The organism is Nitrospirillum pindoramense (genome assembly GCF_007827955.1).
Lineage (GTDB): Bacteria > Pseudomonadota > Alphaproteobacteria > Azospirillales > Azospirillaceae > Nitrospirillum > Nitrospirillum amazonense_B.
Window position 1 is genome coordinate 1 of the sequence record NZ_VITR01000027.1, and the last position, 20,064, is coordinate 20,064.

General features: G+C 70.0%; 19 protein-coding genes. 10 read left to right on the plus strand and 9 right to left on the minus strand.

The genetic code is table 11. The features are described from left to right. Positions 1-117: 117 nt before the first annotated feature. Together FBZ90_RS26650 and rsmI are read right to left on the minus strand one after the other, a co-directional pair. A complete protein-coding gene (locus tag FBZ90_RS26650) occupies positions 118-507 on the minus strand; it encodes a YraN family protein (protein ID WP_145736569.1) in 390 nt (129 codons plus the stop codon). Further along, positions 494-1,474 (minus strand): 16S rRNA (cytidine(1402)-2'-O)-methyltransferase, encoded by a 981-nt coding sequence (rsmI, locus tag FBZ90_RS26655; protein ID WP_145736571.1) that lies wholly within the window; start codon positions 1,472-1,474, stop codon positions 494-496. Before rsmI ends, FBZ90_RS26650 begins: the two co-directional genes overlap by 14 nt. 49 nt (positions 1,475-1,523) lie before the next feature. Between rsmI and FBZ90_RS26660 the strand changes: the two genes are divergently transcribed. Then, positions 1,524-2,870, plus strand: a complete 1,347-nt coding sequence (locus FBZ90_RS26660; protein WP_145736572.1) for a penicillin-binding protein activator — start codon at positions 1,524-1,526, stop codon at positions 2,868-2,870. Positions 2,871-2,909: 39 nt separating this feature from the next. Here FBZ90_RS26660 and FBZ90_RS26665 read toward each other — a convergent pair whose 3' ends face one another. From FBZ90_RS26665 to FBZ90_RS26675, 3 genes are all read right to left on the minus strand, one after another. Further along, positions 2,910-3,161: a hypothetical protein gene (locus FBZ90_RS26665; protein ID WP_145736574.1), complete on the minus strand. Its 252-nt coding sequence runs from the start codon at positions 3,159-3,161 to the stop codon at positions 2,910-2,912. Positions 3,162-3,316: 155 nt separating this feature from the next. Continuing rightward, positions 3,317-4,108 carry a zinc ABC transporter permease subunit ZnuB gene (gene znuB / locus FBZ90_RS26670; protein ID WP_145736576.1) on the minus strand — a complete coding sequence of 264 codons (792 nt, stop codon included), beginning with the start codon at positions 4,106-4,108 and terminating at the stop codon, positions 3,317-3,319. Continuing rightward, positions 4,101-4,919, minus strand: coding sequence for an ATP-binding cassette domain-containing protein (locus FBZ90_RS26675; protein WP_145736578.1), 819 nt, complete (start codon positions 4,917-4,919; stop codon positions 4,101-4,103). Before FBZ90_RS26675 ends, znuB begins: the two co-directional genes overlap by 8 nt. 147 nt (positions 4,920-5,066) lie before the next feature. On the opposite strand from FBZ90_RS26675, the gene FBZ90_RS26680 reads away from it, so the two are divergent. The 4 genes from FBZ90_RS26680 (at position 5,067) to FBZ90_RS26695 (ending at position 10,410) form a co-directional block, all read left to right on the plus strand. Next, positions 5,067-6,044 carry a zinc ABC transporter substrate-binding protein gene (locus tag FBZ90_RS26680; RefSeq protein ID WP_145736580.1) on the plus strand — a complete coding sequence of 326 codons (978 nt, stop codon included), beginning with the start codon at positions 5,067-5,069 and terminating at the stop codon, positions 6,042-6,044. A 49-nt stretch (positions 6,045-6,093) separates the two neighbouring features. Then, positions 6,094-6,894, plus strand: a complete 801-nt coding sequence (gene dapB / locus FBZ90_RS26685) for a 4-hydroxy-tetrahydrodipicolinate reductase (RefSeq protein ID WP_145736582.1) — start codon at positions 6,094-6,096, stop codon at positions 6,892-6,894. Positions 6,895-6,901: 7 nt separating this feature from the next. Next, positions 6,902-7,846, plus strand: coding sequence for a DMT family transporter (locus tag FBZ90_RS26690; RefSeq protein ID WP_145736584.1), 945 nt, complete (start codon positions 6,902-6,904; stop codon positions 7,844-7,846). A gap of 101 nt (positions 7,847-7,947) precedes the next feature. Further along, on the plus strand, positions 7,948-10,410 hold the full coding sequence (locus tag FBZ90_RS26695) for a patatin-like protein (protein WP_145736586.1): 2,463 nt from the start codon (positions 7,948-7,950) through the stop codon (positions 10,408-10,410). Here FBZ90_RS26695 and FBZ90_RS26700 read toward each other — a convergent pair. Both FBZ90_RS26700 and FBZ90_RS26705 read right to left on the minus strand, forming a co-directional pair. Next, the gene (locus tag FBZ90_RS26700) at positions 10,407-10,898 is read right to left on the minus strand and encodes a DUF2244 domain-containing protein (RefSeq protein ID WP_145736588.1); all 492 of its coding nucleotides are present in this window, start codon (positions 10,896-10,898) and stop codon (positions 10,407-10,409) included. The genes FBZ90_RS26695 and FBZ90_RS26700 overlap by 4 nt on opposite strands. A gap of 121 nt (positions 10,899-11,019) precedes the next feature. Next, positions 11,020-11,784, minus strand: coding sequence for an SDR family oxidoreductase (locus tag FBZ90_RS26705; RefSeq protein ID WP_145736590.1), 765 nt, complete (start codon positions 11,782-11,784; stop codon positions 11,020-11,022). A gap of 139 nt (positions 11,785-11,923) precedes the next feature. Here FBZ90_RS26705 and FBZ90_RS26710 point away from each other — a divergent pair, with 139 nt between their 5' ends. Continuing rightward, complete coding sequence (locus tag FBZ90_RS26710; protein ID WP_145736592.1) at positions 11,924-12,847, plus strand: LysR family transcriptional regulator; 924 nt, start codon at positions 11,924-11,926, stop codon at positions 12,845-12,847. A 179-nt stretch (positions 12,848-13,026) separates the two neighbouring features. Continuing rightward, positions 13,027-13,668 carry an endonuclease III gene (gene nth / locus FBZ90_RS26715; RefSeq protein ID WP_145736594.1) on the plus strand — a complete coding sequence of 214 codons (642 nt, stop codon included), beginning with the start codon at positions 13,027-13,029 and terminating at the stop codon, positions 13,666-13,668. A gap of 89 nt (positions 13,669-13,757) precedes the next feature. On the opposite strand, the gene FBZ90_RS26720 is transcribed toward nth, so the two are convergent. Together FBZ90_RS26720 and FBZ90_RS26725 are read right to left on the minus strand one after the other, a co-directional pair. After that, a complete protein-coding gene (locus FBZ90_RS26720; protein ID WP_145736596.1) occupies positions 13,758-14,372 on the minus strand; it encodes a bactofilin family protein in 615 nt (204 codons plus the stop codon). A 268-nt stretch (positions 14,373-14,640) separates the two neighbouring features. Further along, on the minus strand, positions 14,641-15,345 hold the full coding sequence (locus tag FBZ90_RS26725) for an EI24 domain-containing protein (protein ID WP_186456066.1): 705 nt from the start codon (positions 15,343-15,345) through the stop codon (positions 14,641-14,643). Positions 15,346-15,437: 92 nt separating this feature from the next. Between FBZ90_RS26725 and FBZ90_RS26730 the strand changes: the two genes are divergently transcribed. From FBZ90_RS26730 to FBZ90_RS26740, 3 genes are all read left to right on the plus strand, one after another. Beyond that, positions 15,438-16,418, plus strand: coding sequence for an adenosine kinase (locus FBZ90_RS26730; RefSeq protein WP_145736600.1), 981 nt, complete (start codon positions 15,438-15,440; stop codon positions 16,416-16,418). 161 nt (positions 16,419-16,579) lie between these two features. Next, the gene (gene ppa / locus FBZ90_RS26735) at positions 16,580-17,113 is read left to right on the plus strand and encodes an inorganic diphosphatase (protein ID WP_004271346.1); all 534 of its coding nucleotides are present in this window, start codon (positions 16,580-16,582) and stop codon (positions 17,111-17,113) included. A 202-nt stretch (positions 17,114-17,315) separates the two neighbouring features. Beyond that, a complete protein-coding gene (locus FBZ90_RS26740; protein WP_145736602.1) occupies positions 17,316-20,039 on the plus strand; it encodes a bifunctional acetate--CoA ligase family protein/GNAT family N-acetyltransferase in 2,724 nt (907 codons plus the stop codon). Positions 20,040-20,064 lie beyond the last annotated feature (25 nt).

Here is a 20,064-nt window from a genome sequence, read left to right on the forward strand (position 1 = left end):
CGTCGCCGTTTACGCCGTCGCTAAGGCCCGAAAGCCCTTCGTGCCAAAGCTCGCTGGCTGACAAAAAATCTTGATCAACCTGACGGTATCTCATGAGATGCCTACGGGGTTCGCCCATCAGGATGCCCGCCAGGCATCCGGCCTGTGCAGCGGCCAGCGCCGGGGCCGCACGATCATCAGATCGAAGCGGATGGCGTGGCGCGCCAGGTGGGGCCGGGCGGCGACGTAGAGGCCGGCGGCCCGCTCCAGCCGGCGCCATTGCGCCACGCTGACGGCCAGGTGGCCCAGCTCTTCGCTGGCGCGCGCCTTGACCTCGACGATGGCCAGCAGGTCACCGCGCTGGGCCACGATGTCGATCTCCCCCGCTGGGGTGCGGCAGCGGCTGGCCAGCACGCGATAGCCCTTCAACCGCAACGCCAGGCGGCACCAGGCCTCCGCCCAGCGGCCCAGGCGCTCGCCGGAGCGGCCCTTCAGCGTCTTTCTCGCCAGCTGCTCAGTCCGCGTCATCTTTCGAAATCGCAAGCGCCCGTTGGTAGACCTGCTTGCGCGGGGCGCCGCTGGCCTCCGCCACCGTGGCGGCGGCGTCGCGGACGCTGAGGGTGCGCAGGGCCGCGCGCAGCAGCGCGTCGATGTCCACGGCCTCCTCCCCCGACGCGACGGGCGGGCCGATGACCACCACGACCTCGCCCTTGGGCGGACCGGCCTCGGCATAATGGGTCGCGAGGTCGGCCAAGGTGCCGCGCCGCACCTCCTCGAACAGCTTGGTCAGTTCCCGCGCCACCGCCACCTCACGCCCGCCCAGCACCTGGGCGGCGTCGGCCAGCAGGTCGGCCAGACGCTGGGCCGACTCGAACAGCACCAGCGTGGCGCGCACCGGCGCCAATTCCTCCAGCGCCGCGCGGCGGGCGCCGGTCTTGTTGGGCAGAAAGCCGGCGAACAAGAAGCGATCGGACGGCAGGCCGGCCAGGACCAGGGCCGTCAGGGTGGCGCTGGCGCCCGGCAGATGGGTGACGTGCAAGCCCTGGTCGCGCGCCTCGCGCACCAGCTTGTAGCCGGGGTCGGAGATCAGCGGCGTGCCGGCGTCGGACACCAGGGCGATGGCCTCGCCCGCCGCCATGCGGGCCAGCAGCTGCGGCCGCATGCGGGCGGCGTTGTGCTCGTGATAGGGCAGCAGGGGCTTGCGCACCTGGTAGCGGGCCATCAGCTTGGCCGTCACGCGGGTGTCCTCGCAGGCGATGGCGTCCACGCCCTTCAGCGTTTCCAGCGCGCGCAGGGTGATGTCGCCGGCGTTGCCGATAGGGGTGGCGACGACGTGCAGCCCAGGCGGCGGTTTACGGAACGGGGCGCTGCCGCTAGGCTCTGCCCCGTCCAGCGCGGCGTCCCCCTCCGGGGTGTCGTCCTGCGCGTCTTCAGTATCGTCTTCAAGGGCGTCGCCGGCGTCGACATCGTCGACTGGCGGATGCTGCGGTTTCATGGGATCGACAGGTGGTCCAAAGGGTGGGTTCGCGATGATGTATGCCGGTATGTCTGGCAAAGCCAGGGTAGGCAAAACCGCTGCCGGGCTGTTGGCGCTGACCCTGTTGGCCGCCTGCGCCAGCCAGCCCACGGTAACGGCCCCGCCGCCGCAGGCGCAAGCGCCGCGGCAGGCCGCCCCCCAGTCGCCGACACCCAAGACCGTTGAGGCCGCGCCCGAGACGCCGCCGCCCGCCCCCACCCCCGCGCTTACGGTGCCGGCGGATGAAACGGTGCGCGTGGCGCTGCTGCTGCCCCTGACGGGCAAGGCGGCCAGCCTGGGCGAAGCCATGCAGCAGGCGGCGCAGATGGCGCTGTTCGACACCGCCGACCCGCATTTCCAGCTGCTGATCCGCGACACCCGCAGCACGCCGGAGGGGTCGGTGGCCGCGGCGCAAGAGGCGCTGGCCGCCGGGGCCACCCTGCTGATCGGACCCGTCTACGGGGTGGACGCCAAGGCGGTGACGCCGGTGGTTGGCACGGTGCCGGTGTTGAGCTTTTCCAACGACGCCACGGTGGCGGACACCCACGCCCCCGCCGGCGGCACCTGGGTGCTGGGCTTCCAGCCACAGGACCAGGTGGCCCGCGTGGTCACCTACGCCGCCAGCCATGGCCTGACGCGCCTGGCCCTGCTGGCCCCGGTGGGCGGCAATGGCGACATGGTGGAGCAAGCCATGCGCGACGCGGCGTCCAAGGCCGGCGCCGACGTGACCACCGCCGCGCGGTACCAGCCGACGCAAAAGGACGTCAGCGAAACCATCAAGCGCCTGTCCAATTTCGAACAGCGCCACGCCCAGATGGCGGCGGCGCGCGACGCGGCCGCCAGCAAGGATGGAAAGGCCGCGCCCGCCGTGGACGACCTGCCCTTCCAGGCCATCCTGATCGCCGAGGGCGGGCAGCGGCTGAAGGAGGTGGCGCCCCTGCTGCCGTTCTTCAACATCGATCCCGGCCCCGTCCGCTTCCTGGGCACGGGCCAATGGGACGAGCCGGGCATCGGGCGCGAGCCGTCGCTGGTCGGGGGCTGGTACGCCAGCGCGGCACCGGACGTGCGGCAGGGCTTTGAGAAGCGCTTCAACGACGTGTACGGGCAACGCCCGCCGCGGCTGGCCACCCTGGCCTATGACGCGACCGCGCTGGCCGCGGTGCTGGCCAAGGCCCACAAGGCCTATGTGCGGGAAAACCTGACGGACCCCAACGGTTTCGCCGGCATCGACGGCGTGTTCCGCCTGCTGCCGACCGGCCAGGTGGAGCGGGGCCTGTCGGTGCTGGAGGTCACGCGAACCGGCGTCACCGTCGTGGACCCCGCCCCGACCAGCTTCGCGGCGCCCGCGACCCCGGCGCCGAACCCCGGTTCCTGACGGACAGGGGCGGCGGCGCGGGCCGGGGCAAAAAGCGGATCAGCGAATGATCGTGGCGTCCCCGGCCGAATCCGGAACGTCCGCCAGGTCCTGGGCCAGGGATCGTCGGGTGGCGGCGGCGGCCAGTTCGAACCAGGCCAAACGCGCCACGCGGGCGGCGGCCGAGCGGTCCGTGTCACGGCGCAGCTCTGCCGGGATGACACCCGGACCCAATGAGCCAGCGGGCGCCGGCGCGTTGCCGGCCTTCATGCCGGCGAGGGAGAACCGATCCAAACCATGCTCCATCGTCATGTCTGCCCCACATCAAGTGGGCGCCGGTTCACGTGCTGTTAATCAGATTGTGACCGAGATGACGCGGCGGCGGTAGCGAAATTATCCTTAAAAATTGGTTAAAATGGCGTGCAGGTGCGAATGCGACTCCACCTGCGGTCGCCCGGCGGCCCGGGTCAGCGAAGCGTGCGCCGGGGAAAAAGCTGGGACAGCACGAATAACGCGGCCGCAGCAACCACCACCGCCGGCCCCGCCGGCAAATCCGCCCGAAAGGACGCGCCCAGGCCCCCGCAGACCGAGAGCGCGCCGATCATCGCAGCCAGGGCGGCCATGACTTCCGGCGTGCGGGCGAATCGGCGGGCGCAGGCGGCGGGGATGATCAGCAGCGCCGTGATCAGCAGCACGCCCACCACCTTCATGGCCAGCGCGATGGTGGCGGCCATCAGCATCATGAAGCCCAGCTGGGTGGCCAGGACGGGCACCCCCTCCACCCGCGCCAGATCCTCGCTCACCGTCATGGCCAGCAGGGGCCGCCACAGCCAGGCCAGCAGGGCCAACACCACGGCCCCGCCGCCCCAGATCCAGGCCAGGTCCCCGCCGCTGACGGCCAGGATATCGCCGAACAGATAGGACATGAGGTCCACCCGCACCGTCTGCAACAGGGCGACGGCGATCAGGCCCAGGCTGAGAGTGGTGTGGCTGAGCAGGCCCAGCAGCGTGTCGGTAGCCAGCTTGCGCTGGCGCTGCATCAGTACCAGGACACCCGCCAGCGCCAGCCCGACCAGGGCCACCGCCAACATCAGGTTGATGCCGGCCACGAACCCCAGCGCGATGCCCAGCAGGGCGGCATGGGACAGGGTGTCGCCGAAATAGGCCATGCGGCGCCAGACAACGAAGCAGCCCAGGGGGCCCGCCACCAGGGCGACGCCCACACCGCCGGCCAGCGCGCGCAACAGGAAATCATCCATGGGTGGGGCGGTCCTTGGTGGCGCCGGGGCCCGGGGGCGTCTGGTCGTGGCTGTGCTGGCACCCCGGCGGGGCGGCGCCATGGCTGTGCGGCCCCGCCGAGGACAGCCAGGCCGGAACGGCCAGCGGGTCCCAGGCGTCGGCCGTGATGCCGAACAGGGCCTGGAAATCGGGATGGCGGCGGACATCCTCGGGCCGGCCGGCGCAGCAGACATGGCCGTTCAGGCAAACCAGGCGATCGGTGCCGGACAGGGCGTGGTTGAGGTCATGGCTGACCATCAGCACGCCGCAGCCGTGACGGCGGCGGATGGCGTTGATCAGGGCGTACAGCGTGACCTGGCCCGCGACGTCCACCGCCTGCGCCGGCTCATCCAGAACCAGCAGATCCGGGCGGCGCAGCAGGGCGCGCGCCAGCATCACCCGTTGCAGTTCACCGCCCGACAGGGATTGGACGGCACTGCCGGCCAGGCCGGCGGCCCCCACCTCGCCCAGGGTTTCCACCACGGCCGCTTCTGTCACCGGCCCCCAAAGGGAAAGCAGCCGGCGCACGGTCAGGGGCAGGGTGGCATCCACGGCCAGGCGCTGCGGCATATAGCCGATGCGCAGGCCGGGCTTGCGCCATACCGTGCCGCCGCTGGGCCGCTGCAGACCCAGCACGGCGCGCAGCAGGGTGGACTTGCCCGCGCCATTGGGACCCACCAGGGTCACGACCTCGCCCGCCGCGACGCTGAGGTCCACCGACTGCAGCACCGTGCGGCGGCCGAACTGCACGGTCAGCCCGGCGGTCTTGATAAGCGGTTCGGCTGGCAACATGTGAGGGACCTATGGGGGGCGAGCCTGCGGCGCAGGTATGTGTGCCCCCCGGCTTTACGGCATCCGAACCGACTTGACAAATGTTATAGTATAACATCACTAGCCGGTCACAACCGCCCCGGCGCCCTTACACCGGTTGGGATTCCCATGGTTTCTGCCCGCATCCTGCCCCTGGTCGCCCTGCTATGGCTGGCGGTCGCCACCCCGTCGCAGGCCCAAACCCAGCAGGGGGCGGCTTCTCATGCCCCCCAGGTGGTCGCCAGCGTCAAGCCGGTGCATTCCCTGGCGGCGGCCCTGATGCAGGGGGTCGGCCCCGGGGGCGACACGCCCAAATTGCTGGTGGACGGTACCGCCAGCCCGCACAGCTTCAGCCTGAAGCCGTCGGACGCCGCCGCCTTGTCCCGGGCCGACATCGTGTTCTGGATGGGCCCGACGCTGGAGCCGTTCCTGGTGAAGCCGCTGGCCAACCTGGCGCGTGGCGCGCACATCGTCACCCTGATCGAGGCGCCGGGCCTGCGCCCCCTGGCCCTGCGGTCCGCCGGTGCCTGGGCGGACGGCGACGACCATGGCCACGTGGTGGCGGCCGCGGCGGGGGGTGCTGCCGACACCCAGATCGACGGCCACGCCTGGCTGGACCCGGCCAACGCCAAGGCCATGGCCCGCGCCATGGCCGACGCGCTGATCCAGCAGGACCCCGCCGACGCCGCCCGCTACCGCGACAACTTGGCCAAGCTGCTGCGAGACCTGGACGCGCTGGACCAGGAGGTCGGCGCCATCCTGGCCCCCGTCAGCGGCAAGCCCTTCGTCGTTTTCCATGACGCCTTCCATTACCTGGAGGCGCGCTATCGCCTGGACGGGGTGGGCGCCATCACCCTGAACCCGGAGGTGCGACCCGGCGCCGCGCGCCTGAGCCAGCTGCGCGCCCGCATCCAATCGTCCGGCGCCACCTGCGTCTTCGCCGAACCGCAGTTCGACACGGCGCTGATCGCCACCCTGGTGGACGGAACCAAGGCCAAGCGCGGCGTTCTGGACCCCGAAGGCGCGCTGCTGGCCCCCGGCCCCGACCTCTACGCCACGCTGATGCGCGCCAACGCCCATGCCCTGGCCGGCTGTCTCGGCGGGTAAGCTGTGATAAGACCGCCCCCACGAGAGCTTCACCGGTGGGGATAGGGTCATGCGGATCGGGATCGTGGGCTGCGGCGGCCGGATGGGCCGCATGCTGATGCGGGAGGTGCTGGACACCCCCGGCGCCACCCTGTCGGGCGGCACCATGCGTCCCGGCAACCCCGATTTGGGCCGGGACCTGGGCACGCTGGCCGGGCTGGAGCCCGCCGGCCTGGTTTCCACCAGCGACGTGGAGTCCCTGTTCGCCGCCAGCGACGCGGTCATCGACTTCACCACCCCCGCCGGCACCGCCGTCCATGCGGGCCTGGCCGCGCGACACGGCACCGCCCTGGTGGTGGGCACCACCGGCCTCAGCCCCGAGCAGCAGGCCGCCATCGACACGGCGTCGGGGCAGGCGGCCGTGGTGCAGGCGCCCAACATGAGCCTGGGCGTGAACCTGCTGCTGGCCCTGGTGCAGGACGTGGCCCGCACGCTGGGCCCCGACGTCTGGGACATCGAGATCGTGGAGATGCACCACCGCCACAAGGTGGATGCGCCGTCGGGCACCGCGCTGGGCCTGGGCCGCGCCGCCGCCGCCGGCCGGGGCGTGGACCTGGACGCCGTGTCCGACCGGGTGCGCGACGGCCACACCGGCGCGCGGGAGGCCGGGCACATCGGCTTCGCCACCCTGCGCGGCGGCGACGTGGTAGGCGACCACACCGTCATCTTCGCGGCTGAGGGGGAGCGCATCGAGCTGACCCACAAGGCCGGCAGCCGCGCCATCTTCGCCCGGGGTGCGGTGCGCGCCGCCCTCTGGGCCGGCGCCAAGGGGCCCGGCCTCTACAGCATGCGCGACGTGCTGGGTCTCTGACCCCGCCATGACCGATACCGCCGCCGAACTTCCCGCCCCACCCAGCCGCTGGGCCCACCCCGGTCTGCGGGGGGCGTTGTGGGGATTGCTGGCGGTGGCGGTGTGGGCGGGGTCCTTCGTCATCACCCGCATGGGCGTGAAGGCCGGCCTGAACGCCTTCGATCTGGTGGCCCTGCGCTTCGCCACCGCCGGCGCCCTGATGGTCCCCATCCTGCGCCGCCGCGGCCTGGCCTTCGACCGGCTGGGCCTGGGCGGCCTGGGCCTGCTGGTGGCCGGGTCGGGGGCGCCCTATGCCCTGATGCTGGCGGCCGGCGCCCGCTACGCCCCGGCCTCGCACGCGGCGGCCCTGACCCCCGGCCCCATGGCGGCCATGACCGCCGTGCTGGGCGCCCTGTTCCTGCGCGAACGCCTGCCGGTCATCGGTTGGGCCGGCGTGGGACTGATCCTGGGCGGCAGCGCCCTGATCGGCGGGCCCAGCCTGTTCAGCGGGTCGGGTGAGGGGGCGGCCCTGGGCCACGCCCTGTTCCTGGGCGGGGCGCTGATGTGGGCCGTCTACGTCATCGTCCTCAGGCGCAGCGGCGTGGGCCCGCTGCACGCCACCGCCATCGTCGCCACCGGGTCGGCGCTGCTGTACCTGCCGCTCTATCTGCTGGCATTGCCCAAGGGCATCGGCGAGGCGGCCTTGCCCGATATCGCGCTGCAGGCCATCTACCAGGGCTGCTTCACCACCCTGGTGGGCTTGGCGGCCTTCAACCGGGCCGTGGTCCTGCTGGGCGCCACCGGGGCCGCCGCCCTTCCGGCCCTGATCCCCGTGGTCACGCTGGGCCTGGGCGCCCTGATGCTGAGGGAGGCGCCCAGCCTGGCGGAGACAGCCGCCACCCTGCTGATCGGCGGCGGCGTGCTGGTCATGACACTGGCGCGCAATCGTCGTCCCCCACCCTCAAAAACTTAAAGTCTCAAAGACTTAATTGACCGCCCCGGATTGCGGCGCGACAGTCGGGGCGGGAGTAACCACGCCTCGGATGCCATGCCGTGAAGGAAAAAGAACTGCGCATGGCCCTCGTCTGCTACGGCGGGGTGTCGCTGGCCGTCTACATGCATGGCGTCACCAAGGAGCTGCTGAAGCTGGCCCGCGCGTCGCGGGTGTTCCACGGCACCCATGATCCTCGGCTGCGCGCCCAGGGCAGTTACCAGGCGCTGCAGGACGATCTGGCCCGCCGCATCGGCTACAGCAGCGGCAGCGCCCTGGGCGCCAACCAGACCCCGGACACGGAGGAGGTCTACGTCGCCCTGTTGCAGGAGGTGGGCGCCCACATCGACCTGCGCATCGTCATCGACGTCATCGCCGGATCGTCCGCCGGCGGCATCAACGGCGTGCTGCTGGCCCGCGCCCTGGCCCACGACCTGGACCTGGACGCCCTGACCGCGCTGTGGCTGGAGGAAGCGGACGTCACCAAGCTGATGGTGGAGGACGGCCGGGCGACGAAATGGAGCAAATGGTTCCTGAAACCCTTCCTGGCCTATGGCCTGGGACGGCTGATGCGCCTGGCGCCGGACGACGAGATGCGCTGGAAGCTGTCGATGTTCGTGCGCTCCCGCTGGTTCAAGCCGCCCTTCGACGGCATGCGCCTGATGGAGATGCTGCTGGACGCGGCCTCCGCCATGGGCCAGCCGGTCAGCCCCTACGCCTCGCTGCTGCCGGCGGGGCAGTCGCTGTCCCTGTTCGTCACCGTCACCGACTTCCACGGCTTCCTGCAGCGCATCCCCGCCCATGATCCGCCGGCGGTGGAGGAGCGGGAGCATCGCCACGTCCTGAAGTTCCATTACCGCCGCTGGCCCGGCGGCCGGGTGGACACGGATTTCGGCGAGGGCGCCATCCCCGGCCTGGTGTTCGCCGCGCGCGCCACCTCCTCCTTCCCTGGCGCCTTCCCGCCCGCCCATCTGCGGGCGCTGGACGGGCTGCTGGCGCGGCGGGGCCAGGACTGGCCGGACCGGGACCGTTTCCTCAAGCGCAACTTCCGCCGCTACACCGCCGCCGGCGTGGACCCGGGGCGCATCAGCTTCATCGACGGCAGCGTGCTGAACAACAAGCCCTTCGCCGAAGCCCTGCGCGCCATTTCCGGCCGCCCGGCCTACCGTGAGGTCGACCGCCGGCTGATCTACATCGACCCCGACCCGGCCCACCTGAAACGGGTGGCCCGGGCGGAAACGCCAGGCTTCTTCCGCACGCTGAAGGGGGCGCTGTCCGACATTCCGCGCAATGAGCCGGTGCGCGACGAGCTGGTGTCCATCGACCGCAACAACGCCCGCATGCGGCAGTTGCGCTCCGTCATCGAGGCGGCGCGGCCCGGCATCACCCAGCTGGTGCATGAGGTGGTGGGGGGCGAGACGCCGGCGGAACTGACCTACGCCCAGATCCACGATTGGCGGGAGATCGCCAACGGCCGCGCCGCCAAGGAGGCGGGCTTCGCCTATGAAGCCTATGTGCGGCTGAAGCTGACCTCCGTCCTGGACGCCCTGGGGCGGCTGGTGGCGGTGGGCTGCGGCTATCAGCCGGGCACGGCGGCGGCACGCCAGGCGACGGACGCCCTGCACGCCTGGGCGCAGACCACCGGCATCACGCCCGACCAGGTGACGACCTGGGGTCTGGAGCGGGCGAAGGAAGGGGGGACCGGCGACACGGCCGAGGCGGACGCCCCGCCCTGGGTTCGCTTCCTGCTGGCCTTCGATGTGGGCTTCCGCGGCCGGCGCCTGCGCTTCGTCATCCGCGCCCTGAACGAGCTGTACGCCCGGCTGGACGAGGACGGGTTCACCGACGTCACCGCCCGCGACCTGGATGACATCAAGGCCAACCTCTATGACTGCCTGGAGCGTCTGCGCGTCTATGAGTCCGGCGCCTTCCTCAGCGCCGACGAGCGCGAGGCCCTGGCCGTGCCCTTCGTCGAGCCGCTGGCCATGGGCCGTCCGCCCGACCTGGCGGCGGTGGACCGTGTCATGTGGGACCTGGCCCGGCGCATCGACCTGAACGCCATCAACCAGCAGGTGGACGAGATTTTCGCGCTGATGGGCCTGAATATGCTGGGCCTGGCGGCGCGGCGGGACCTGTTCGTGGCCTATGTCGGCTTCGCCTTCTGGGACGTGCTGACCTTTTCCATCAGCGGCTGGCGCGAACTGGACGATCTGGAGGAGGTGCGGGTGGACCGCATCAGCCCGGACGACGCCCGGTTCTGCCAGGCGATGGGTGGCGCCATCCCCCTGAAGGGGCGGGAGATCAACCATTTCGGCGCCTTCTTCAGCCGCGCCCACCGGGAAAGCGACTATCTGATGGGCCGGCTGCATGCCGCCGACCGGCTGGTGGATCTGGTGCTGGACGCGGCGGGCCACCCGCCAGGGGTGGACGGGGCCGGCCTGAAGCGCCGCCTGTTCGCCGCCATCGCCCGCACCGAACGCGAGCGCCTGGGCGAACGCTCCCCCGCCCTGCGCTGGCTGGAAGGGTTGCTGGCGGAGGGCGCTTAAAAGCCGCCCTTCCTATGCCGGGCGAGCGCGTCACTGAGCGTGCTGGCCACCCGCACCCGTTCCTCCATGGGCAGGAAGCTGCCCACCACCAGGCGCTTGCCGTGGCTGGTCAGCACCACCTGGCTGTCATGCCGGGCCGGGTCGTCCATGTGCACGCGCAGCCAGTAGGGAACGAAGGACCAGCTGCGGCTGGGGCGGCGGGGCTCCACCCGTTCCACCGTCAGGGCCTGGTCGGTCAGCTCCACCCGCTCATACAGCCGGGCGGAGCGGTAGCTGGCGCGGAAGGCCAGGTAGATGACCAGCACGTCCACGCCGCAGAAACCGATGACGGGCCAGGCGCCGCGCAGGAGGAAGACCAGGCCCACGCCGAAACTGACCGCCGCCACAGCGCCCATGAGGATGCGGAACCCCGTCGGCGACAGGCTGCGGTGGGGCCGCAGGATGACGCTGAGCCAGGTCTGCCTCAGGGTGGTTTCGTCATGGATCATGGACAAAACAGTAGGGCGGCCCACCTACCCGGTAAAGGCCGCCCCCTGTCAGGGCTCAAGCGCGGGCCATGCCCCCGGCGCTGGGGTCCTCAGGTTCGCGTGCTCTCAGATTCGCGTGCCCTTAGCTTCGCGTAATCGAAATGCCGCCGTCCACCAGCTGGGCCGTGCCGGTGACGAAGGACGAGTCGTCCGACGCCAGGTAAAGGACGGCGCGGGCCAGTTCCGCCGGCTGGCCGGCACGGCGCAGGGCGTGGGCGTTGTTCAGCCAGTCGCGCTTTTCGGCCGTGTCGTTGGCGGCGTGGTACATCTCGGTCTCCACGGCACCCGGCAGCACGGCGTTGACCCGCACGCCCTGGGGGCCGAACTCGGCGGCCAGCGCCTGGGTCAGGCCGATCAGGCCGGACTTGCTGGCGGAATAGGCGGCCAAACCGGGGAAGGAAAAGGTGTACCCGACGAAGGTGGAGGTGAAGATGACGGAACCGCCGCCGTTCTTCACCATCTGGCCGATCTGGTGCTTGGCGCCCAGGAAGGGACCGGTGAGATTGATGGCCAGGGTGTTGGCCCAGCCGGCCTCGCTCACCTCCGTGCTGGGGCCGGCCTCGCCCAGGGTGCCGGCGTTGTTGAAGGCGATGTCCAGACGGCCGAAGCGCTCCACCGCCAGCGCCACCAGGGCCTGGTTATAATCCTCATGCTGGACGTCGCCGGCCAGCGCCACGGCCTGGCCGCCGCCGCCGGTGATCTCCGCCACCAGGCTGTCCAGTTCCGCCTGGCGGCGGGCGCCGACGACCACCTTGGCGCCTTCCGCGGCGAACAGCTTGGCGGTGGCGCGACCGATGCCTGAGCTGGCGCCGGTGATGAGGGCGACCTTGTTCTGCAAACGAGCCATTTTTCACTCTCCGATGCTGGGGTCGGCGCGACCACCGCGCCGCTGACAAACCAAGAATTACCCTTCAGCGTCCCTTGCATCGATGGGGTGAAAATGACTTTATAATTCACTTTTCCTGAATAATGAGCCGATGGCCCCCATGGACAGGCTGCGCGCGTTCGAGGTGTTCGCCACGGTGGTGGCCAGGGGCGGCTTCGCCAAAGCGGCGGACGCGCTGAACACCTCCCCCGCCAATGTCACCCGCTATGTCAACGAATTGGAGGGCTACCTGGGCAGCCGGCTGCTGAACCGCACCTCGCGCCGGCTGTCGCTGACCGAGGCTGGGGAGGCGTTGTACGAGCGCGCCCAGACCATCCTGGAGGAGGTGGCGGAGGCGGAGGCGCTGGCATCCGCCACGACGCTGAAGCCCAGGGGACGGCTGCGGGTGAACGCGCCGCTGAGCTTCGGCGTGCGGCACCTGGCGTCGCTATGGCCCCGCTTCATGGCGTTATATCCCGACGTGCTGCTGGACATCGCCCTGACCGACCGGGTGGTGGACATGGTGGAGGAGGGGTTCGACCTGGGCATCCGCATCTCACGCGGCGGGTCGCCCACCTATGCCGCCCGCAAGCTGGCGACCTCACGCAACGTGCTGTGCGCGTCGCCCGACTATCTGGCGCGCCAGGGCGTTCCCGAAACGCCGGAGTGCCTGGCCAACCATGCCCGCATCGCCTACAGCTACACCGGCGTGCCGGAGGATTGGGTGCTGCTGGACCCGCAGGGCGAGCCGGTGACGGTGCGCATCCCCATCCGCCTGGTGACCAACAACGGCGACACCGCCCGCGCGGCCGCCCTGGCCGGGCAGGGCATCATCTGGCAGCCCACCTTCCTGATCGGCGAGGATTTGCGCGCCGGCCGCCTGGTGCCGGTGCTGCCCAACCACCGCATCCCCGATATCGACATCCTGGCCGTCTATCCCAGCCGCCGCCATGTCAGCGCCAAGGTCCGCGCCCTGGTCGACTTCCTGGCCGACGCCTTCCACGGCACGCCCGGATGGGAATGGCATCCTGGGGACACCGCTTGATCCGCCCCCCGCTCCACCCCTAGATTTGCCGGCCCGCCGCATCGGGCAAACCAGCGCATCTCCTTTTTTACCCCCGGGCCGGGACGGCGGCCGCCGGAAGTTTCCGGGGAGCGTCAGCGGACTGGAAACTGAGGATAAGCCAAGGGGCGGATGCCCCGCCGGCGTTTGAGGCCCCGAACATGAAACGCGCGACCATCGAAGAATTCTTCCGCCGGCTGGCCGAGCGGGATCCGGAGCCCAAAACGGAACTGGAGTACGTCAACCCCTACACCCTGCTGGTGGCGGTGGTGCTGTCGGCCCAGGCGACGGATGTCGGCGTGAACAAGGCGACCAAGGCGCTGTTCCAGATCGCCGACAACCCGGCGGCCATGGTGGCGCTGGGGGAGGCGACGGTGCGCGACCATGTGAAGACCATCGGCCTCTACAAGACCAAGGCCGCCAACGTCATCCGCCTGTCGGAAATCCTGCTGGAGAAACATGGCGGCCAGGTGCCGCGCAAACGCGAGGAGCTGGAGGAACTGCCGGGCGTGGGTCGCAAGACGGCCAACGTGGTGCTGAACGTGGCCTTCGGGGAGCCGACCATCGCCGTCGACACCCATATCTTCCGCGTGTCCAACCGCACCGGCTTGGCGCCGGGCAAAACGGTGGAGGCGGTGGAGGAAAAGCTGGTGAAGGTGGTGCCCAAGGCCTATCGCCTGCACGCCCACCATTGGCTGATCCTGCACGGGCGCTATGTCTGCAAGGCGCGCAAGCCGGACTGCGCGGTGTGCGGCGTCATCGACCTCTGCGCCTATGAGGCCAAGACCGTCCTGACGGCCTGAAACGGTGCCGGCCGAGACCGTTCCGGAAGTGAAATGGGCCAGCCCATACCTGGGCCGGCCCATCATCAATCACCACAAGGGCGAGGAGATCAGGCGTCGGCGCCCGGGGCGACGACGGCCTCCACCTCCTTCACCGGGCGGGCGCGGGACTCGCCTGTCAGCGTCTCGATGGTGCCGACGAGCAGGCCGCCCTGCTCCACCTCCAGCACGCCGTAGCGGATGTTGCCCTGGATACGGCCGGTGGAGCGGACGCGCAGGGTGCCGCGCACAGAAATATCGCCTTCGAAACGACCGCCGATATCGGCCTCATCGATCTCGACGGAGCCCTTGAACAGGCCGCTGTCCGTCACCTCGATGGCCCGGCCCTCGCGCAACTTGGCCTCAACCGTGCCTTCCACCACCAGGATGTCGCAGGCGGCGATTTCACCCGACAGGGAGATTTCACGGCCGACGATCAGTTTGCGCATGTCATTGGTAGGCAAGGGTGCGTTTCCTTCAGTACCGGTGGGCGCGACACGCCGGGGCGGCGTGCCCGGAATTTCCACGACGCGGCGCGGAATGTCACTACGAAAACCACCGGTGGCGGCACCCGCCGGCACCGGGGTCGCGGGCGTCGGCGGCACCGGCGTGGCGCCGCCGCCCAGGCCAAGCGAAGGCTGGCCCGGCGTCGGGGCGGGGCCGGGCGTCGGCGTCTTGAACTGCATGTTGATCCCCTTGTCTAAGGGCCCCCGGTTGGCCGCGGCCAAGGTCGAGGGCTCCGGTTCGGTAACGGGTTCCGCGGCCGGGGGGGCCGGGGGCGTGGGCTCAGCCACCGGAACGGGCGTGCGAAGGTCGGCCGGCTTGGCCGGGTCGCCGCCAACGGGGCCCAGGTTCGGTCGGTTACGTCGGAACATCGGCGTTGTCCCCAAATCTACGTGTCGCGCGGCCAACCTTGCCCCGATCAGAGGCAGGCCGGTCGTTCAAGGTCGTTTTTTATGAGTTCGCCCGGGATGCGCCCGGCTGCGGACCCCGCGTTCCGCCCGCCGGCGGAAAGCCGCCGAAGAGGTGGAGCATGAAGGCCGTCGCCAGAACCGGCGCGAACAGATTCACAACAGGCAGCAAGGAAATAAAGGCAATAATGAGGCCCGCGAAAAAAATCCGCCCCTTATAGCGCAGACGGAGTAGGCGGGCCTGATCCGGTGGCATGCGGCGCACCGCCACCTGGTCGAAATACTGCCGGCCCAGGAGGAAGCCGTTGGCCAGCGGATAGGCGACGGCACCCACCGGCGGCAAAAGCCACAGCGGCAGCACGGCCACGTTGACGATGATGAGCAGGGCGGTGAAGCGTAGCGCGATGGCCGTCTCCTCCCACAGGCTGGCGTCGCGGGGGGGCGGCAATTGGGGGTACCACCGGCGCTCTACGGCCCGGGCCACCGGCTCCACCAGCATGCCGGCGACGGCCGCCACCACAACCAGGAAGAAGTACCAGGCCAGCGCCACGACACCCAGGGCGCCCGCCACGGTGACCAGCGGGTCCAGCCAGGGATTGCCGGTGGGGTGCAGGCGGTCCAACCCGAAAGAAACCACCACGCCCAGCGCCACGAACGACAGCAGCGTCAGGACGAAGGAACGGATCATCACCCGCAGCAGGGCGGGATCGAGGGCTTGGGCCAGGGTGCGGAAGAGGGCGCGGATCATCAACATCCTAGGTAATATGCCCCCGCGCTTGCCGCAAGCCGCCCCATCTCTATACTGCGCGCCAAGTTTCTTGCCGATCCGGAGGATTTTAAGTGACGGCTGAATTGAATGTGGTGGGGATCGGCAACGCGATCGTCGACGTGATCACGCAGACGACGGATGCGTTCCTGGGCGAAAACAGCCTGGACAAGAACAGCATGCGCCTGATCGACACGGCCGAGGCCGAGGCGCTGTACGCCAAGATGGGGCCGGGCATGGAAATGTCGGGCGGCTCCGCCGGCAACACCATGGCCGGCATCGCCATGCTGGGCGGCAAGGGCGCCTTCATCGGCAAGGTGGCCAATGACCAGCTGGGCCGCGTCTACCGCCATGACATCGAGGCCGTGGGCTCGCGCTTCGTCACCACCGACCTGACGGACGGCACGGCCACCGGCCGTTGCCTGATCCTGGTGACGCCGGACGCCGCGCGCACCATGAACACGTACCTGGGCGCCGCCGTCCGCCTGACCCCGGAGGACATCGACCCGGCGCTGATCGCCTCGGCCCAGGTCACCTACATGGAAGGCTATCTCTGGGATCCGCCGGCGGCGAAGGAGGCGTTCCTGAAGGCGGCGGCGGCGGCCCACGGCGCCGGCCGCGAGGTGTCGCTGTCCCTGTCGGACGCCTTCTGCGTGAACCGCCACCTGGACAGCTTCCGCGACCTGGTGGCCGGCCATGTCGACGTGCTGTTCGCCAACGAGGCGGAGATCACCGCCCTGTATGGCACCGACTTCGACCAGGCGGTGCAGGCGGTGCGCGGCCAGGTGGCCGTGGCCGCCCTGACCCGCAGCGAGAAGGGCGCCGTCATCGTCACGCCGGAGGAGATCGTCACGGTGCCGGCCGCCCCAGTGGCCAAGGTGGTGGACACCACCGGTGCCGGCGACCTGTTCGCCTCGGGCTTCCTCTACGGCTACACCCGGGGGCGGGACATGGCGGCCTGTGGCCGCATGGGCGCCCTGTGCGCCGCCGAGATCATCAGCCATTACGGCGCACGCTCGCAGGCCGACCTGGCCCAACTGGTGGCGGGCGTCTGACCGTCCCGCCGGGAACGGGTATGGCGGTTGCGCCCGCTATACCTTGTCCCAGCTTTTTTTCGCAGGTGCACTCGCATAGACTGCGCCGCGCCGGCCCCCTCCCCGGGGGCCGATCCCATCATCACGGTTCAACCGTTTGTCGTGACGCAAAGGCAACTTCCATGGACATGAGCAAGATCCCGGTCGGCAAGAACGCCCCGTGGGACATCAACGTCGTCATCGAGATCCCGCAGGGCGGTCAGCCGGTGAAGTACGAGGTGGACAAGGACTCGGGCGCCATCTACGTCGACCGCTTCCTGCACACGGCCATGTACTACCCGGCCAACTACGGCTTCGTGCCGCACACCCTGTCGGGCGACGGCGATCCGGCCGACGTGCTGGTGGTCAGCAACACCCCCGTGGTCCCGGGCGTGGTGCTGCGCTCGCGCCCCATCGGCGTGCTGCTGATGGAGGACGAGGCCGGCATGGATGAGAAGATCCTGGCCGTGCCGGTGGACAAGCTGCACAGCTTCTACACCAACGTCAGCAGCTACAAGGACCTGCCGGAGATCCTGGTGGAGCAGATCGCCCACTTCTTCGAGCACTACAAGGACCTGGAGAAGGGCAAGTGGGTGCGCATCGTCCGTTGGGGCGACGCCGACGAGGCCGCCAAGATGATCAGCGATGCCATGGAGCGCTACAACGCCCAGAAGTAAGGCTGGCTCTGCGCCAAGAATAGAAGGGGCGGTGCCGCAGGGTGCCGCCCCTTTTTCATGGTCCTGAGCCCGGCGCCCTTGGTCGGGGCGGCCAATGGGGCTAGGCTTCCTGAAATCTTGAGACATGTCATGGCCCTGCCGCGCGAGGCTGCTATGGTCGGGCCCCACGCCCAATGACGGCAGAGGACAGAGGGAAGGCCGCATGACCATCCGCAACCTGCACCACCTGTTCAAGCCGTCGTCCATCGCCATCATCGGCGCCAGCCGACGCCCCCAGACGGTGGGCGCGGTCGTCGCCCGCAACCTGTTCGGTGGCGGCTTCGACGGGCCCATCATGCCCGTGAACGCGCAGGAGCGCTCCATCGAGGGGGTGCTGACCTACCCGGACGTGGCCTCGCTACCCGTGGTGCCGGACCTGGCGGTCATCTGCACACCGCCCGCCACCGTGCCCGACCTGATCCGCCAGCTGGGCGAGCGCGGCACCAAGGCGGCGGTGATCATCACCGCCGGCTTCGCCGAATTGGGCGACGTGGGCAAGGCGCTGCAACAGCAGGTTCTGGATGCCGCCAAGCCCCACCTGCTGCGCGTGCTGGGCCCCAACTGCCTGGGGGTCATGGCCCCGGGGAACGGCCTGAACGCCAGCCTGGTCCATGTTCCGCCGCTGAAGGGCGACATCGCCCTGCTGGCGCAGAGTGCGGCCGTCGTCACCTCCATCGTCGATTGGGCGACACCCCGCGGCATCGGCTTTTCCCACCTGGTGTCGCTGGGCGGGATGGCCGACGTGGATTTCGGCGACCTGCTGGACTTCATGGCCCAGGACGGGCACACCCGCGCCATCCTGCTGCATGTCGAGGCCATCGCCCACGCCCGCAAGTTCATGTCGGCCGCCCGCGCCGCCGCGCGGGCCAAGCCCGTCATCGTCATCAAGGCCGGCCGCTCGGATGAGGCGGCGCGCGCCGCCAGCTCGCACACCGGGTCGCTGGCGGCCGCGGACGCCATCTATGACGCCGCCTTCCGCCGCGCCGGCATGCTGCGGGTGGGGGAGCTGGGCGAGCTGTTCGACGCGGTGGAGACGCTGGCCACCGGGGTGCAGATCAAGGGCGACCGCCTGGCCATCCTGACCAACGGCGGCGGCATGGGTGTGATCGCCACCGACAGCCTGATCGAGCAGGGCGGCCGCCTGGCCCAGCTGTCGCCGGAGGCCATCGCCCGGCTGGACAGCCTGCTGCCCCCGACCTGGAGCCACGGCGACCCCATAGACATCCTGGGCGACGCCACCGGCAAGCGCTATGCCGACGCCCTGTCGATCCTGCTGGAGGAGAAGGGCTGCGACGCCGTCCTGGTGATGAACTGCCCCACCGCCGTGGCCGACAGCGGCGAGGCGGCGCGCGCCGTGATCGAGACGTTGCGCGGCAAGCGCTTCCCTGTGCTGGCCAACTGGCTGGGGGAGGGGGCGGCCGTCGAGGCGCGGCGCCTGTTCGCCGCCAACCGCATCCCCAGCTACCAGACCCCGGACGAGGCGGTGCGCGCCTTCATGCACCTGGTGCGCTATCGCCGGAACCAGGATGAGTTGATGGAGGTGCCGTCCACCGTGCCCGACCAGTTCGTCTATGACGGCGTGGCGGCGCGGATACCCATTGAGCAGGCCCTGGCGGAAGGGCGGACCTGGCTGTCGGAATACGAGGCCAAGCAAGTGCTGCGTGCCTACGGCATCCCGGTGGTGGAGACGGTGACCGCCACCACGCCGGAGGAGGCGGAAGCGGCGGCCAGGAAGCTGGCCGTGCCCGGCCGCAACAGCCGGCTGGCCGTCAAGATCGTGTCGCCGGACATCACCCACAAGTCGGACCTGGGCGGCGTGGCCCTGAACCTGGCGCCGGACGAGGTGCGCCTGGAGGCGGAGGCGATGCTGGCGCGCATCCACGCCGCCGCCCCCGACGCCCGCATCGACGGGTTCACCGTGCAGCAGATGGCCCATATGCCGGGTGCCGTGGAACTGATCGTGGGCATGACCGACGACCCGCTGTTCGGCCCGGTGCTGCTGTTCGGCCAGGGCGGGACGGAGGTGGAGGTGGTGCGGGACAAGGCGCTGGCCCTGCCGCCGCTGAACATGAACCTGGCGCGCGACCTGATGGCCCGCACCCGCGTCCATCGCCTGCTGCAGGGTTATCGCCACCGCCCGCCGGCGGACCTGACGGCCATCGCCCTGACCTTGAACAAGGTCTCGCAACTGGTGATCGACTTCCCGGAAATCCAGGAACTGGACATCAACCCGCTGTATGCCGGCGCCGATGGCGTCATGGCGCTGGACGCCCGCATCCGCGTGGCGACGCCGCCCGAACCGGGGGCGGTGCGCCTGGCCATCCGGGCCTATCCCAAGCGCCTGGAGCAGCACGTCAAAATCCATGACGGGCGTGAGTTCCTGATCCGGCCCATCCGCCCGGAGGATGAGCCGCTGATCCATGACATGATCGCCCGCACCGCCATCGAGGACATCCGCCTGCGCTTTTTCGCGCCCATGCGCCGCCTGTCGCGCACCATGGCCGCCCGCCTGACGCAGATCGACTACGACCGCGAGATGGCGCTGGTGGCCATCGCCGCCGACCCCGCCCCGCCGCCGGCGGAGGGATCGAACCTGCGCCCGGGGGACGAGGCCATCTTCGGCACCGTGCGCATCACCGCCGACCCGGACAATGACAAGGCGGAATACGCCGTGCTGGTGCGCAGCGACATGAAGGGCAAGGGCCTGGGCTATCTGCTGATGACCCGCATCCTGGACTATGCCCGCACCCGTGGCATCCGCGAGGTGTTCGGCGAGGTGCTGCGCGAGAACGTCACCATGCTGCAGATGTGCCGCGACCTGGGCTTCAAGCAGACCGAATACCCGGACGATCCCGGCATCGTCGAGGTGCACTACACGTTCGGCTGAGAGGATCGACTGAAAAGGGACGGAC